Genomic DNA, 15,262 nt, shown 5'->3' with positions numbered 1-15,262 from the left:
ATTACTCTGCAGGGTTTGGATTAGCTAATATAGTGTCGGTTTGAGCTTTACGAAACGCTTCAATTTTTGCAAAAATTTCTGGATTTTGACACCCTAAAATTTGTGCGGCTAGTAAACCTGCGTTTGCTGCGCCCGGCTCACCAATTGCAAGTGTGCCCACTGCAACGCCTTTAGGCATTTGGCAAATAGATAAAAGTGAATCAACACCATTTAATGCTTTTGATTTTACAGGCACGCCCAGTACAGGAAGCGATGTAAAAGCAGCAGCCATACCTGGTAAATGAGCCGCGCCGCCAGCGCCAGCAATAATAACTTTAATACCGCGTTCTGCGGCTGAACTTGCGTAATCAGCAAGTAATTGAGGAGTGCGGTGTGCAGACACGACTTTAGTTTCGTACTTAATGCCAAAATGCTCAAGCATAAGTGCTGCATGTTCCATGGTTGGCCAATCTGATTTAGAACCCATAATAATGCCAACAGTCATAAATACTCCTCAGTAATGTATTTTTAAAATAGCGGACTTATGTCCTGTTTAAGCCGGGTATTATACCCAAAGCCATATTAATTGCGACTAATACAAAGCCACAAAAACAAAAAAAGCCATGTTTAAACATGGCTTTTTAGGGTTAACGGGTAAATAGCTAATTAAGCTTCTTTACTCGCTAGGTATTCTGCGTAGTTGCCTCTAAAGTCAATGATTTTACCATCTTTAACTTCCCAAATCCGGGTAGCTACCGATGATACAAATTGACGATCGTGCGATACAAACATTAATGTACCTTCGTAGGCTTCAAGTGCTAAGTTAAGCGCTTCAATAGATTCCATATCCATGTGGTTGGTTGGCTCATCCATTAGCAATATGTTTGGTTTATGCATCATAATTTTACCAAACAACATGCGGCCTTGCTCACCACCAGAAATTACTTTAACTGACTTTTTAATATCGTTTTGCGAAAACAACATACGGCCTAAGAAGCTACGAACCACTTGCTCGTCATCGCCTTCTTGTTGCCATTGCTCCATCCACTGAAACAAGTTCATGTCGGTTGCAAACTCATCTGCGTGATCTTGCGCGTAGTAACCAATGTTCGCATTTTCTGAAAACTTAAACTCACCGGCTTTAGGTGCTAAGCGCCCTGCTAATGTATTAAGTAATGTTGTTTTACCAACACCATTTTCACCAATAATAGCAATACGTTCGCCAACTTCTACTAAACCTTCAAGGCCAGAAAATAACGTATTGTCGTCAAAACCTTGCGTTAAATTGTTCATTTCAAGCGCGTTACGGAATAACTGCTTTTCTTGGTCGAAACGAATAAACGGCGTTTGACGTGATGACGCTTTAACTTCGTCTAACTGAATTTTGTCGATACGTTTAGCGCGCGATGTAGCTTGCTTAGCTTTAGATGCGTTAGCAGAGAAACGAGATACAAACTGTTGAAGTTCAGCAATTTGGTTTTTCTTTTTCGCGTTTTCGCTAAGTAGCTGCTCACGTGCTTGCGTTGCTGCAAACATGTATTCGTCGTAGTTACCTGAGTAAATACGTAGCTCACCGTAGTCAATATCGGCCATGTGAGTACACACAGAGTTTAAAAAGTGACGGTCATGCGAAATGATTATCATGGTACAGTCGCGTTGGTTTAATACATCTTCTAACCACTTGATAGTGTAAATATCCAAGTTATTGGTAGGCTCATCAAGTAGCATTATATCTGGGTCTGAAAACAACACCTGTGCAAGTAGCACGCGTAGTTTAAAACCAGGTGCAATTTCTGACATTGGGCCAAAGTGTTGCTCAGTACCAATACCTACGCCTAATAGAAGCTCGCCTGCTTTAGATTCAGCAGAGTAACCATCCATTTCAGCAAATTCAGTTTCAAGATCGGCTACTTTCATACCGTCGTCTTCACTCATTTCTGGTAAAGAATAGATACGGTCGCGTTCTTGTTTAATTTTCCACAGTTCTTTATGGCCCATAATAACAGTATCAATTACTGAGTATTCTTCGTAGGCAAACTGGTCTTGGTTTAGTTTAGCAACGCGTTCATTTGGATCAGTACTTACATTACCTGAAGACGCTTCAAGCTCACCACTTAAAATTTTCATAAATGTTGATTTACCACAACCATTTGCGCCAATTAAACCGTAACGGTTTCCATCGCCAAATTTTGCTGAGATATTTTCAAATAATGGTTTAGCACCAAATTGCATGGTGACATTAGCTGTACTAATAATAGCGCTACCCTCCAAGGGAGTAAGGATGTAATTAAATTGCGCGCAGTTTAAACCAAAATGGCCTGTTTTTCTATGAAAGTTTAATGGCAAGCCACGTCGTTTAAGGCAATTATTATCACTGAGCTACTCGTAATTAAAATAACAAATTAAATTTAGTGTTTTTGCAAACTGTTATTCAATTTAGATAAATTAAAATTCATAAATACATTCATAATAAACCGATATGAGTGTTTATAATTTGTTATATATATTAGGGTCTGTTGAACTTTCAAGGTTGAATTTTCAGCAGTCTGTTTGGTGTTAAGGCAAGGCAGAGTCTATGTAGTGTGGTTATTCCCCATAAATGGGCGATAACGTAGCATTAATGCCAAACAGGCGCTGCCCAAAGGGGTCTTCCTAGGGGCTATTTACTCTTTGTAGCTCGGTTTTTACTTAGCCCACTAGGTTACAAACCTCGAGCCGCGATTAAATAGCCCCTAATTTGAACAAATTTTAATCCGCAAAGATCAACAGACCCTAGAGTAAAAACACTTTTAACGTGTATGTGTGTTTACTTAACTCATTTTTGTACAACCTATAGTAATAAAAAGCTATATTTATGAAAATAAAGCAGTTTTAGAGCTTTTGCACTAGTCGCTATTTTTTAACCAAGATGAAATTAATTCAAATTAGAATTTTAACACACCGCTTATTACCAATTCTTTTTACCTACAAAACAACTAAAAAAACAAACCTCAGCAACACCTGAAAAACAAAATTAACCTCGAGTGAATGTCAATTAAGTTTGCCGTCCAATTTTGTTGATTTTTTTTCACTTTTGAGCCGTTTATTGCTTTGTTAATCTTCGAACCTGAATTTTTACCTACGTAAAAACACTGAAATTTACACAGGGCAACACACAAGATGAGCAAAAAATTAGCGACACTGATTAGCGCAAGTATTGTATTAGCACCCGCTGTTTCGGCGGTAGAGTTATACAAAGATGATAAAAACACTCTAAAAGTAGGTGGATATCTTGATGTGCGTGTAATTAACACACAAAACGAAACCGAAGTTGTTAACGGTACTTCGCGCATTAACTTTGGCTTTACCCGAAAGCTCAAGAAAGACTGGACTGCCCTTGCACTCGTAGAATGGGGTGTAAACCCTGTAGGCAGTAGCGATATAATTTATAACAATCGTTTTGAATCAATTCAGGACGAGTTTTTGTATAACCGTTTAGGTTACGCAGGCCTTTCACACGAAAAGTATGGTCAACTTACCATTGGTAAACAATGGGGTGCATGGTACGACGTAGTTTATGGCACAAATAATAGCTTTGTATGGGATGGTAATGCAGCTGGCGTTTACACCTATAACAAAGACGATGGCGCTGTAAATGGCACTGGCCGTGGCGATAAGTTAGTGCAGTACCGCAATAGCTATAACGATTTTAGTTTTGCAGTACAAGCGCAGCTTAAAAACAGCGAATTTTATACCTGTGACGTAAGCGATATTTCAGAAGAAGAATGCGAAACGCTATGGAACTCTGGCGATAGTGCAGCCCAAGAAGTTGAATTTAACTACACATTTGGTGCATCTGTAACATATACCCCTACCGATATGCTCACGCTTACAGCGGGTATTAACCGTGGCGAGTTTGATTTAACGTTTGGCGATGGTTCTACTCGCAATGTTGAAGATTTAATTTACGGTGCAGGCATTATGTGGGGCAATATTGATAAGCCCGGCCTTTACGTTGCTGCCAACATAAATAAAAACAAAAACCACGACACCGATAATATTGGTCGCTTAATTGATGACGCAATAGGTGTAGAAACATTTGCATCTTACCGCTTTGATAACGATTTTCGCCCTTTTATTGCCTACAACGTGTTTGATGCAGGTGATGACTACGTAATTCAGCCAAACTTTAACGCCGATCCAGACGATGTATTTAAGCGTCAGTTTGCTGTTATTGGCCTTCACTACTTAATTGACGAAGACACTATTGCCTACGTAGAAGCGCGTAAAGACTTTAGCGACTTTGAAAGTGATAACGACGATCAACAAGCACAAATGGAGCAGTCGGAAGATGACGGTATAGCATTTGGTTTTAGATATAAGTTCTAAATATAAGCTCTAAATATAAGTTAAAAACGACTACAACTTCCCTAAGCACAACCCTTTTAGCCCTTTTAACTTTTTTAACTGGGCTTTTTTTCTGCCATACTTTTTTCAATACTCGATTTTGCGTTTAAAGCTATTTTAACAAGTGCCTTAACAGCGGCGTTGGTATCGGCTTTTTTAAATTGTAATAGCACCGGAATTTGCGTGAGTACGTCGCTCAGTTTTATAAAATGGCACCCTTCACTATATAATTTACGTACGCAATAAGGCGCAATGGCCACACCAAGGCCAGCAGCCACTTCAGTAACTAATGTTTGCATATGCCTAGGTTGGCTAATAATGTTAGGTGAAAAATGAGCTTGTTTGCATTGCAAAATGGTTTCATCAAAAAGACCAAGTGCTTCCTCTCTATTAAAAATAATAAAGGGTTCATTTTTTAGCTTAGCTAAATCAATATTTTTATAATTTGCCAGCGCATGGTTTTGATTAACGATGGCCACCAATGAATCTACATAAATAGTATGACTTACAAATTCATCATTAATTGAATCAGGTAAAGGCCGTGAAAAACCCACATCAATTAAATCATTTTTAAACGCATGTATTTGCTCAGTTGCAGTCATTTCAAACAATGTAACGTGCACGCTTGGGTATTGCTGTTTATATTCTCGAACCAGTGCTGCCATAAAGGTTAAACATGCCGAGCTTAAGTGCGCAATATTAAGTGTACCTACCTGCCCGTTGTGGGCACGTTTAACCTGAGTTTTAGCTTTGTCAGCTAGAGCCAAAATAGCGCGTGCATCTTTTAATAGCTGCTCACCCGCTTGAGTTATTGCAACATCGCGTGAGTTTCTTATAAACAGCACAACATCAAGCTCGCTTTCGAGCTGTGCAATATGCCTACTTATTGCAGGTTGCACGGTGTGTAGCTCTTTGGCCGCTTCTGAAAAACTCTGATGCTTAGCCACGCTGACAAAACTTTTTAATGTTTTAATATCCATCATGCACCTTAAATACATTATCTGTATAGATTCTATAAAATAATATCATTTTTGTTATAGGTAAAGAACTCATACCATAGCTATATGTTAACAACACAAGACAGCTATGACCAAACCCAAACAAAATCAGTCATTAAGTCGATTTATTTTATTACTAATGACCACTGCAATTGCAGCAACAGCAGCAAACTTGTACTACAACCAGCCTATTTTACCGCTTATAGCGAACGAATTTAATTTAACTGATTCGCAGCTTGGGAGTATTCCCGCGCTTACACAAATTGGTTACGCGTTTGCGTTATTATTTATTTCTCCTTTGGGTGACTCGATTGCTCGCAGGCATTTAATTACTATTTTGTCGTGCTTATTAGTAGTGGCTTGTAGTGCAGCAATGCTTGCACCTAACTTACCTTTATTACTTATATCGGTATTTTTAATTGGTGTAAGCGCCAATATAACCCAGCAATTAATACCCTTTGCAGCATCGCTTGTATCGAGTGAGCAAAAAGGTGCCACGTTAGGCACATTAATGATGGGCTTAACTATCGGTATTTTACTTTCAAGAACGTTAAGTGGGTTTGTAGGTGAGCAATTTGGTTGGCGAAGTGTATTTTTAATGTCGGCAGTACTCGCAGCATTATTTGGTATATTACTGCGCGTGTTTTTACCTAGCAATAAGCCACACACTAATTTGCGTTACTGGCCTCTCATTAAAAGTATGTTGGCGTTGTTTATTAAACATAAATCACTGCAGCATTTTACACTTTCGGGCGCATTTTGGTTTGCATCATTTAATGTGCTTTGGGCAACACTTGCAATTTATGTAAGTAACGAGCCATTTAACTACAACGCTCAACAAGCTGGTTTATTTGGTTTAATAGCATTGGCTGGCGTAATTGGGGCTAAGTCATCGGGTAAATGGGTCAGCAAACTGGGATCTAAAGCTCTAATTATGATTGCACTTACGCTTGCGGCAATCGGCTTTGCTATTACAGGTTTGTTTAATGGCAGTTTAGCGTCGTTAGTTATTGGCATTATTCTAATCGACTTTGCCATATTTAGTGCGCAAGTGGCTAACCAAGTGCGTGTTTTTAGTATTGACCCCACTGCGCAAAGTCGCATAAATGGAATTTACATGCTGGGTTATTACATTGGAGGCGCTGTTGGCTCAATGGTTGGTGTTAAAGCATTTGCACTTTATCAATGGCCTGGCGTTGTTGCTGTAAGCATTATATTTATTTTGCTAAGTGGCATTTTTAATTCATTTGCTAAAAAGTAATCGCTTAAAACTTAAGGAGTAAAAATGGGTATGTTAAAAACAGCGGGTAGCTTTACATTACTGTGTATCGCCAGCTTAACTATTATGGTGGGAACCCTACTTGCGCCAGGTTTAGTAAGTATTTCACAAGGATTAGGTATAACCGATAACACCGTACTTTTAATTACGTTGCCATCGTTAGGCGCTGTGGTTTTTGCGCCGCTAGCAGGAAAATTAATAGATAAATACGGAGCTTATAAACTTTTAGTAATTGGATTATTTTTATATGGGGTTGCAGGTGCCAGTGCTTACTTTTTAAAAGGCCCAACGCTTGTATTTGCTAATCGATTTTTACTCGGCGGTATAACTGCTGTGGTAATGGCAAGTTGTACGGTTTTAATTTCTGCTTGGTACACAGGCGAAGCACGCCTTGGCATGATTGCAAAACAAGGCATGGCGATAGAGTTAGGCGGTGTTATATTTTTATTTTTAGGCGGATTATTAGCGTCGCAATTTTGGGCACTGCCATTTTTACTTTATTTAATAGCGTGGGTATTTTTGGCTATGCTTTTATTGTTTGTGCCAAGTAAAAACTCACTGGCTAGTAATAGCGATGAAGTGTCAGAACATATACACCACAAAGCTAACAATGGCCTCTCGTTAAAAAGCGTTTATGTAATTTCAACACTCGCGATGACCATATTTTTTACGTCTACTGTGTTACTGCCCATTACAATGAACGAGGAAAACTTTAATGAGTCACAAATAGGCCAACTACTCGCATTTATATCTTTAGTGGCTGTAGTTACCGCAGGCTTTATGCCTAAAATAACAAAGAAGCTTGGTGAGCCCAAGGTTTTGGCATTTGCCTTTTTAGCGTTTAGTTTATCGTATATTTGTTTTACACAAGTAAGCACCCTACTTTTAATTTTAGGCGCAATATTAATAGGTATAGGATTTGGTTTTAGTATCCCGCTTTTAAACCATATGACGGTAGAGCTCAGTGATGTGAAAGTACGCGGCCGTAACTTATCGTACTTTACGATGGCTGTATTTTCGGGTCAGTTTTTTACCTCATTTATGCAGTACATACCTGGTGGTGAAAAAAACGTATTTATAATTTGTAGCGTTTCAGCATTTATAATTGCACTGGTATTGTTTTTTAAACCTATCAAAGCAAAATAGTAGTAACTTAAAAAAGAGCATTTTTATAAATGCTCTTTTTTACCTAAACCTCCCGCTTTATTATTTGCACTACCTTACTGATTACTTTTTTTTAATTTGACTCTATTGCTAAGTTTAGCATTATAATAACATTTAGTATGATGTGTTCTTTTACTATAAAGCCACCAGCTAATTTATATTAACGGCATTAAGAGTGTAAAAAGATGGTGAAATTATATTGAAATTATATTGAAATTGCAAAGTACTTACACTGCTTATCACTGATCACAAAGCTGATTAAAAGCAGTAACAAATAGATGTGTATATGCTCATAGGTACTGACTGGATTCTAACTCAATAGCTGCGTACTGTATATAAACACAGTGAATATATTTCCTGTCAAAAATAACTTAAACCAACTTCCCTTTGTAAGTCGTTAATAATATTAAACTAAGTAAAGTGCTATAAAGCTGATTGAGCATTCTAAATACACAAAACAGCGGCAACTGTATATACATACAGCTGCCACTTAAACCTATCTAACCTACTTTTTAATAAACGCACTATAACCAGCTAATGCCTTTGATACACTAAGTGGTGGATTATCTGAATGCTCAGCACCTTCGTTTATAGCGCTTTGCCACGCAAGGTTATTATTAGGGTTTGCTTTTAAAGCAGACTCTAAATTATTAAACGCTTTTAACATTAACGGATGCTCTGCCCCACCCACCGATAGATATAAATAAGTAGGCGCCTTAACTTTGTTAGCTTGAGTAGTTAAAAACGCTTCTACATTATTAACCACTGTCATGTCGTCATACCAAGCCGCAGGGCTAAAAGCAAAATAGCCATTAAACAGTTCAGGCTTTGTATGCAGTGTATAAAGTACAAAGCTGCCACCGGCCGAAAAACCACTTAATACACGGTTATTACTAAGCTTATATTTTGCCGATAAATACGGGAATAACTCAGTTTCAATAAACGCTAAAAACTTGTCGGCTTCACCATTAGGCTCTATAAGTGTTTCGCCCTCCGGGCGCGCTTGTGTATTTACATCTTGGCGAGCATAAGGAGGCACTAAATCGCGATTACGTGTATCTGTAAAAAACAAATTAGGAATAGACACCAATATAGCCTTATCCCCTTTTTCGCTCTTAGCTTGTTTTGTAAGTGCTTTGTCCCATGTATCTAAATTAAAGTTACCATCGGTTTTAATAATTAACGGATACGCTTTTTTAGGATTGTAATTAGCGGGTAATCTTATAAACACTTTGCGCGACTCATTAAGCACGCTTGAGTTAATTGTTACATCTGTATAGGCCGATACATAATGGTTGTAATAACGTATGGCTAAAATACCTATAGCAAAAATGACTACGGCTAAACTTAAATTAATAAAATAGTGTTTTGTTATTTTTATTGCCATGCGGCATTCCTTTAAATGTTTAGGAGTTATTTAATCGAGCTTAACCCATTGTTTTATTTCAAGCGCAGTCATAATAAGCTCAACCGAAAACGCGGCTAAAATCATCCCCATCACACGCGTTAAAATAGACGCGCCGCCAGTACCAATAAGCTTAATTATTTTACCCGAAAGCAGCAACAGTATTAAAGTAATACCCAACACACCAATTGTAACAAGCGCTGTGCCTATCTGAGTAGTAATTGGGTGTATGTGGTTGTCGGTAAGTAGTATCACCGCCAAAATAGCGCCAGGGGTCGCAGTTGCTGGTATAGCTAGCGGAAACACTGCTATATCGTGATCGGGGTCTTGTTTAGCTTTGTTAGAATCGTTTCCAAATATCATTTGCAGGCCAAACAAAAACAATATAATTCCGCCTCCTAACTGAAACGACACCAACCTAATTCCCATCGCATTAAGTATTAGCTGCCCAATTAAAATAGAACCCAATAGTACGCAACCAGCATAAAGGACCGTTTTAAAGGCTGTTTTACGACGTTGTTGATCTGTTAAATGAGAAGTAAGCGCAGCAAACAGCGCCATAGTACCTATTGGGTCAATGGTAGCCCAAATAACAAGCGCATCTTGAGATAGTTTTTCTAGCATATAAAATCCTTGTTAAGCGTAAATATTTAATAAAACACGGGTAACAAATTCATTTGCTTACGCTTAACTATAATAGAAAGCCGTTATTTTTTGTATTTTATTTACACTTGGAGGCGTTGACCTTTCAGGATTGAAAAAAGATGAGCACTTATAATTGTAGTATTGAGTTAAAGTGATTTATGCCAAATAGAATTTTCTCTTAAGCTAAAACCTAACTTAATAAGTAGATTATGGGAACGTGCATTGTGTGTACTCACCTCAGCCGATAAATGTTTAAGCGCAATTTCCTTAAGTAGCGCTTCAATAAAACCGGTGACTACTTCAAACATTACGCCTTTATCCCAAAAGTCGGGGTGCAGCTCAAATCCTATAAACGCATTACTTTTACACGGCGTTAAATTATAAAGCCCACAAGTACCCATTAACTCCCCAGATGTATTATGTTCAATTGCAACTCTAATCACTTCACCTTCGTAATAGGCACTAATATCATCTTGTATTAATTGTTTGATTTGTGTTTTGCTGAGCGGTGTTTCGTAGTCGTTAAATTCTGACACATGCGGGTGGTTTAAAATATTAAATAAACACGCAGCGTGTTTGTGGGTAATTAAACGCAGCGTAACGCGTTCAAGCTTTGTGGTATTAAACATTTTATTTAAGTGGTTAGTTAAATTAGCTCTTTATGGGCAGGCATTATTAACTTACCATACCCCATTAACAAGCATTATCTTTAAAGCAAAAAGAGTAAGAGAACGTAATGAGTGACGATTTTCAAGTAATACAACCCACTACCACAGTATATTGCCCAAAGCGCGGCGAAGGCTGGACCTTAACAGGCATTACTAATATTAACGAGTTTACCTCAGTAATGTTTGACGGCACACGCTATACACTTCCAGCACGCGAAATAGTAGAAGAACTTCTTCCTAACCAATTAGCGCGTGAGCAAAATAGCTAACCAAACACATACACAATAAAAAGGCTGCAATTTTGCAGCCTAATATCTAATTAAAATGCATCGTCTTCACTGTAAACATTAACGTTTAACTCGTCCTCATCTTCAAATACTACAAACGAAATAGGCTTACAGCATACTTGGCAGTCTTCTATGTATTGCTCATCAATATCTGCTGCATCAAGTAATACTTCTATACTTTCTCCACAATAAGGGCAGCTTATTGATTTTTCAGTTAACTGGTTCATTTATCACCTGCTAATTTATATCTCGAATGTTGTCACTTTAATGAACAAGCCAGCATAATTCAACACCCCATTAAATAACGCTTATTTGGCTAAACTAATTAAACAATGCTACTAACTAAAAAGTGATCTAAATACCAGCTTTACGTTTATAAAACATCATAAGCACATTAGTTTGCACCATATATAAGTTAGCCAGCTAAAACTATGCCTCTACAATGAAATAGTATTAGCACTTAGCGGGTCTAACTTCATAAGTATTTAAACTCACACTTTAGGTGGATAATTTTATGAAAAAATCACTCGCACTCGCATTAACATCTGCCGCAATATTGTTTAGCACATTTACTCATGCAGCTAAAACCGAAAAAGCCGTTTTAGCTGGAGGTTGTTTTTGGTGTATGGAAAGTGACTTTGAAAAGCTAGAAGGCGTAACCGATGTAATATCGGGCTTTACTGGCGGCAAACTTAAAAACCCGACATACAATGGTAATCATAAAGGCCATTACGAGGCCGTAGAAATCACTTACGACCCAGCCATAGTAAGCTATCAAGGTATACTTGATCATTACTGGGTAAATATTGATCCTTTTGATGCAAAAGGCCAGTTTTGCGATAAAGGCCCTAGTTACTTAAGCGCTATATTTGCACAAAACGACGAACAACGTAAATTAGCTGAAAAAACAAAAGCAGCTGTTGTAGCCGAGTTTCCTAATCAAACTGTGGTTACACCTATACTAAACGCAAGCACCTTTTACCCTATAAAAGGGAGGGAAAGCTTTCACCAAGATTATTATAAAAACAACCCAATCCGATACAACACTTATCGTTGGCGTTGTGGTCGCGATAGCCGCCTAGAAGATATTTGGGGCGACAGAGCAACCCACTAGTATTTATTAAGCAACTTAAATTACACCAACAAAAGGCTGCGTATTGTGCAGCCTTTTGCTTATCTACAAAGCTAGCTTTCTCTGCTTCAAAAAGTATACAAACCTTCATTATCAATAAATAGTATATTCTGTTTCCTAAAGCAGGCTGTTTATCTACTAAATCAAATGCAATAAATTGCACTCCTAGATTGATATAAACCAAATTCAACAACTGGAGTTACACAAAATGTTTGCCAATCAATTACAGCTAGCGCGTGCTCTAGAGTTACCAACACGCCAAGCCATGCTTTACCGTGAACCAGCAGTACAACACTTTTGGAATAGTAACACCGACCTAATTACAAACGCGTGGAGCGAATGGGAAACAACATCAATAGATGGCTCAACGTTTACGCTTGACGATACACTACTTGATAAAAACCTACGCGAAGCAGTAAAGCAAGCATGGGAAGATCCATCAAAAGAGCTGGCCGTAAAAGCGTTATTACACAAAGTAGCGCCTGATGTATTTCAATTTCAATTTTTTGATCCAGAGCGCCTTGCCGTATTACGCGGGTATTTAGAACAAGTATGGAATTCGCAAATTCCTATGCGCCCACCATATGGCATAGTGTTAAATCGCCGTGGTGCAATGCTTGATAGACGATCAGAAGGTTATTTAGCAGCGCCAAGCTTTCAAGCGTTTTATAACGAAATACTAAACACTTACATGCGCCCTATTTCGCGAATGTTGTTCCCGGAGGTTACGGGGTTTGATACACAAACGTTTGGTTTTTCTATTTATTATGAGCCAAACACAGATTCGTCAATTCGCCCACATACCGATGCATCGGCCGTAACGCTTAATATTAACTTAAACTTACCAGGCGAAGAGTTTACAGGGTCAGAAGTTGACTTTTATCACCCGTACACAGGCGACATTAAATCACTTACGTTTAAGCCCGGCACTGCCATGTTACATCGTGGCAATATTGCACACGCAGCAAAGCCTATTACCAGTGGTGAGCGAACTAACTTTGTTTTGTGGTTGTATGGAGAACGCGGGCGATTACCAGCACAAGGTGCACCACGCATTCCTATTGATGCTAAACAGCGCTGGATTAACCCTAAAAAGACGAACGACGGCTATGCACCGTTTTAATCGAGTTTTTAACTAAGCTTTTAACTAAGCAAAAAGGCTGCTTAATTTAAGCAGCCTTTTTGTTAGTATCGTTTTAGTTTACGTTTAAAACTTATACGTTGCAGATAGCCTTACACTTCTGGGTGTGCCCGGTTGAACCCAGGCATCAGCAAATGAGTTAGTGTAATAGGTTTCATCAAACAGGTTATCTACTTCTGCACGCAAGCCAATTGCCTTAGTTACATCAATATCTATAAAAGTACGCGCTGTTGTATAGCTTGGTAGCTCAAAGTCGGTACCAAAAAAGCCGTTTCGAGAATCTACATAAACTAAACCTGCGCCAAACTTAATTGCTTTGCCATATAACTCGGCTGATTTAACAAGCTGTAAACTAAGTTGATGTTTAGGAATATTTAATAAAGAACTGCCCGCTTCAACGGTATAGCCAAAGTTAGCATCAAAAAATGAGTTTTCAATAGTTGCATCAACATACGCATACGATAACCATAGGCTTACATCATCCGTTAGCTCACCGTTTATATCAATCTCTATGCCTTTGCTTTGTGCTTCGCCTATTGCAGCAAAAGTAAATGCAGTGGGATCGTCAACCACCAGCATGTTGTCTTGCTCTACTTTAAACATCGCGATAGTGCCAAATAAAGCGCCATCGTTTAAAGTAAATTTAACTCCCAACTCTGTTGAAGTAGATTGATTTGGTTCAAACCCATCGCCATTTGTATCAGTGCCAGATAAAGGCCTAAAGTTTTCGCCATAAGCGGCATAAACAGATACAAACTCGCTCGCCTCATACACAACACCTAGTTGGGGGCTAACACGCGATTCGTTTTGCTTTGATTGAGTATTAGCTAAGCGGTTATTAAGTGTTTGTTCGTAGTCATCAAAACGTATACCAATACGTACATCAAACTTATCGGTTAGGCTTATTTGGTCTTGTATAAATACACCTAACGACTCTTGGACTTCTAACTTATCGGTATTGGCCGTTGGCGTAGGTAACTCATATGCTCCATATACAGGATTAAAAACATTTATATACTGATCGCCACGTACACGAAGAACAAATTGATCATTTTCGAACTTATCAGAATCAACACCAATTATTAAACGGTGATCCAACCCTGCAACCTCTAAATTACCTGTCACTTCGGCTCTAAATACCTGATATTTTGCATTGTAATCACGGTAGCGCCTAAAGCGATTTACTTCACCATCAACAACACCTGCAAAACCAGTTTCGGTAGCAAACCCTTCAAGCGAAGTATCACGGTAGTTAGCGCCCAGCAATACGCTCCAATTATCATTAAAGTCATGAATAAACTCTAATTGATGGCCAAGTACGTCAGCCTCTATTGGGCCATCACCTGGCTCACCTAAAAAGCGGCTCTCTGGTATTAAACCAAGTTCGCCATCTATGGCTAATACGCCCCTATCAAAAGAGACCTCTTGGTCGCTGTATTCAAGCTCATATATTAGTTGGCTATTATCATTAATATTCCATGTTATTGATGGGCTAAAGCCTTGTTTAGTTGTCTCTATTGTATCGCGAAAGCTTTTTGCGTCTTCATAAAAACCAACCAGTCTAATTGCTACGTCGTCGCTAAGGGGTGTGGTGTAATCTACATCAGCGCGGTAGGTGTCAAAGCTGCCTACGCTTAGCTTTAGCTCGCCGCTTGTATCAAACGTTGGGCGCTTAGTAACGAGATTTACTGTACCGCCAGGTTCACCACGGCCAAATAAAGCAGCACGTGGACCTTTTAACACCTCAACCGATTCAATACCCGACAAATCACGTGAGCCACCAAAACCACGCCCGGCATTAAACCCATTAACAAGGTAATTACTTGGCAAGTTTTCATCGCCTACAAAGCCGCGTAGCGCAAAGCTATTCCAAAGTCCGCCAAAGTTATTTTGACGCGCTACCGATGCCGATAAATCAAGCGCTTGATTTAAATTTATAGCACCTGCGTTTTCAAGCGCTTCTAAATCTATTTTTAATTCTGATTGCGGTGTTTCTAAAGGGCTAAAATTGCCTTGATAAGCTTGGCGCGAGCCAATCACTGCCAATCTTTCTATAGGGCTATTATTTACGCTGTCATCCTTTGGGGTTTGTTCAGCAGCCATAGCGTGGCTGCTAAACAAACTGACTAAGCATGCGCTTAAATAGCTGAGCTTTAGCCCATTTTTATTGGTATTCAT

14 protein-coding genes are annotated in these 15,262 nt (G+C 38.8%); 6 read left to right on the top strand and 8 right to left on the bottom strand.

Annotation, left to right across the window (positions count from 1 at the left end; all coding sequences use genetic code 11):
- Position 1: 1 nt before the first annotated feature.
- A complete protein-coding gene (gene purE / locus I6F50_RS01710; RefSeq protein ID WP_002962540.1) occupies positions 2 to 484 on the bottom strand; it encodes a 5-(carboxyamino)imidazole ribonucleotide mutase in 483 nt (160 codons plus the stop codon).
- A gap of 161 nt (positions 485 to 645) precedes the next feature.
- Positions 646 to 2,235, bottom strand: a complete 1,590-nt coding sequence (locus I6F50_RS01705) for an ABC-F family ATPase (protein ID WP_165741752.1) — start codon at positions 2,233 to 2,235, stop codon at positions 646 to 648.
- Between the two features lie 903 nt (positions 2,236 to 3,138).
- Between I6F50_RS01705 and I6F50_RS01700 the strand changes: the two genes are divergently transcribed.
- A complete protein-coding gene (locus I6F50_RS01700; RefSeq protein WP_010552780.1) occupies positions 3,139 to 4,347 on the top strand; it encodes a porin in 1,209 nt (402 codons plus the stop codon).
- Between the two features lie 74 nt (positions 4,348 to 4,421).
- On the opposite strand, the gene I6F50_RS01695 is transcribed toward I6F50_RS01700, so the two are convergent.
- Positions 4,422 to 5,345 carry a LysR family transcriptional regulator gene (locus tag I6F50_RS01695; RefSeq protein ID WP_197175182.1) on the bottom strand — a complete coding sequence of 308 codons (924 nt, stop codon included), beginning with the start codon at positions 5,343 to 5,345 and terminating at the stop codon, positions 4,422 to 4,424.
- Between the two features lie 106 nt (positions 5,346 to 5,451).
- Here I6F50_RS01695 and I6F50_RS01690 point away from each other — a divergent pair, with 106 nt between their 5' ends.
- Positions 5,452 to 6,624 (top strand): MFS transporter, encoded by a 1,173-nt coding sequence (locus I6F50_RS01690; protein ID WP_197175180.1) that lies wholly within the window; start codon positions 5,452 to 5,454, stop codon positions 6,622 to 6,624.
- Positions 6,625 to 6,648: 24 nt separating this feature from the next.
- Positions 6,649 to 7,788 carry an MFS transporter gene (locus I6F50_RS01685; protein WP_197175178.1) on the top strand — a complete coding sequence of 380 codons (1,140 nt, stop codon included), beginning with the start codon at positions 6,649 to 6,651 and terminating at the stop codon, positions 7,786 to 7,788.
- A 523-nt stretch (positions 7,789 to 8,311) separates the two neighbouring features.
- Here I6F50_RS01685 and I6F50_RS01680 read toward each other — a convergent pair.
- The 3 genes from I6F50_RS01680 to I6F50_RS01670 all read right to left on the bottom strand — a co-directional run bounded on the left by I6F50_RS01680 (position 8,312) and on the right by I6F50_RS01670 (position 10,485).
- Positions 8,312 to 9,193, bottom strand: coding sequence for an alpha/beta hydrolase (locus I6F50_RS01680; RefSeq protein ID WP_197175177.1), 882 nt, complete (start codon positions 9,191 to 9,193; stop codon positions 8,312 to 8,314).
- A gap of 30 nt (positions 9,194 to 9,223) precedes the next feature.
- Positions 9,224 to 9,835: a MarC family protein gene (locus tag I6F50_RS01675; protein ID WP_010552776.1), complete on the bottom strand. Its 612-nt coding sequence runs from the start codon at positions 9,833 to 9,835 to the stop codon at positions 9,224 to 9,226.
- 167 nt (positions 9,836 to 10,002) lie between these two features.
- Positions 10,003 to 10,485 carry a GNAT family N-acetyltransferase gene (locus I6F50_RS01670; RefSeq protein ID WP_197175175.1) on the bottom strand — a complete coding sequence of 161 codons (483 nt, stop codon included), beginning with the start codon at positions 10,483 to 10,485 and terminating at the stop codon, positions 10,003 to 10,005.
- Between the two features lie 107 nt (positions 10,486 to 10,592).
- Between I6F50_RS01670 and I6F50_RS01665 the strand changes: the two genes are divergently transcribed.
- A complete protein-coding gene (locus I6F50_RS01665) occupies positions 10,593 to 10,793 on the top strand; it encodes a hypothetical protein (RefSeq protein WP_007586727.1) in 201 nt (66 codons plus the stop codon).
- A 50-nt stretch (positions 10,794 to 10,843) separates the two neighbouring features.
- Here I6F50_RS01665 and I6F50_RS01660 read toward each other — a convergent pair whose 3' ends face one another.
- Positions 10,844 to 11,038: a CPXCG motif-containing cysteine-rich protein gene (locus tag I6F50_RS01660; protein WP_169060935.1), complete on the bottom strand. Its 195-nt coding sequence runs from the start codon at positions 11,036 to 11,038 to the stop codon at positions 10,844 to 10,846.
- 287 nt (positions 11,039 to 11,325) lie between these two features.
- Here I6F50_RS01660 and msrA point away from each other — a divergent pair, with 287 nt between their 5' ends.
- Positions 11,326 to 11,925: a peptide-methionine (S)-S-oxide reductase MsrA gene (msrA, locus tag I6F50_RS01655; RefSeq protein WP_166379321.1), complete on the top strand. Its 600-nt coding sequence runs from the start codon at positions 11,326 to 11,328 to the stop codon at positions 11,923 to 11,925.
- Between the two features lie 226 nt (positions 11,926 to 12,151).
- A complete protein-coding gene (locus tag I6F50_RS01650) occupies positions 12,152 to 13,066 on the top strand; it encodes a 2OG-Fe(II) oxygenase family protein (protein WP_197175173.1) in 915 nt (304 codons plus the stop codon).
- Between the two features lie 84 nt (positions 13,067 to 13,150).
- Here I6F50_RS01650 and I6F50_RS01645 read toward each other — a convergent pair whose 3' ends face one another.
- Positions 13,151 to 15,262, bottom strand: a complete 2,112-nt coding sequence (locus I6F50_RS01645; RefSeq protein WP_197175171.1) for a TonB-dependent siderophore receptor — start codon at positions 15,260 to 15,262, stop codon at positions 13,151 to 13,153.

It is taken from the genome of Pseudoalteromonas sp. NZS127_1 (assembly GCF_015864295.1).
GTDB classification, from domain to species: domain Bacteria; phylum Pseudomonadota; class Gammaproteobacteria; order Enterobacterales; family Alteromonadaceae; genus Pseudoalteromonas; species Pseudoalteromonas arctica.
The sequence above is the reverse complement of the archived record's forward strand: the minus strand, read 5'-3'. Positions and strand labels throughout refer to the sequence as shown.

Bases quoted from the DNA above. Each gene is read 5' to 3' on its own strand.
- purE (WP_002962540.1), bottom strand. From the start codon at position 484: ATGACTGTTGGCATTATTATGGGTTCTAAATCAGATTGGCCAACCATG.
- I6F50_RS01700 (WP_010552780.1), top strand. From the start codon at position 3,139: ATGAGCAAAAAATTAGCGACACTGATTAGCGCAAGTATTGTATTAGCA.
- I6F50_RS01695 (WP_197175182.1), bottom strand. From the start codon at position 5,345: ATGGATATTAAAACATTAAAAAGTTTTGTCAGCGTGGCTAAGCATCAG.
- I6F50_RS01690 (WP_197175180.1), top strand. From the start codon at position 5,452: ATGACCAAACCCAAACAAAATCAGTCATTAAGTCGATTTATTTTATTA.
- I6F50_RS01685 (WP_197175178.1), top strand. From the start codon at position 6,649: ATGGGTATGTTAAAAACAGCGGGTAGCTTTACATTACTGTGTATCGCC.
- I6F50_RS01680 (WP_197175177.1), bottom strand. From the start codon at position 9,193: ATGGCAATAAAAATAACAAAACACTATTTTATTAATTTAAGTTTAGCC.
- I6F50_RS01675 (WP_010552776.1), bottom strand. From the start codon at position 9,835: ATGCTAGAAAAACTATCTCAAGATGCGCTTGTTATTTGGGCTACCATT.
- I6F50_RS01670 (WP_197175175.1), bottom strand. From the start codon at position 10,485: ATGTTTAATACCACAAAGCTTGAACGCGTTACGCTGCGTTTAATTACC.
- I6F50_RS01665 (WP_007586727.1), top strand. From the start codon at position 10,593: ATGAGTGACGATTTTCAAGTAATACAACCCACTACCACAGTATATTGC.
- I6F50_RS01660 (WP_169060935.1), bottom strand. From the start codon at position 11,038: ATGAACCAGTTAACTGAAAAATCAATAAGCTGCCCTTATTGTGGAGAA.
- msrA (WP_166379321.1), top strand. From the start codon at position 11,326: ATGAAAAAATCACTCGCACTCGCATTAACATCTGCCGCAATATTGTTT.
- I6F50_RS01650 (WP_197175173.1), top strand. From the start codon at position 12,152: ATGTTTGCCAATCAATTACAGCTAGCGCGTGCTCTAGAGTTACCAACA.
- I6F50_RS01645 (WP_197175171.1), bottom strand. From the start codon at position 15,262: ATGAATACCAATAAAAATGGGCTAAAGCTCAGCTATTTAAGCGCATGC.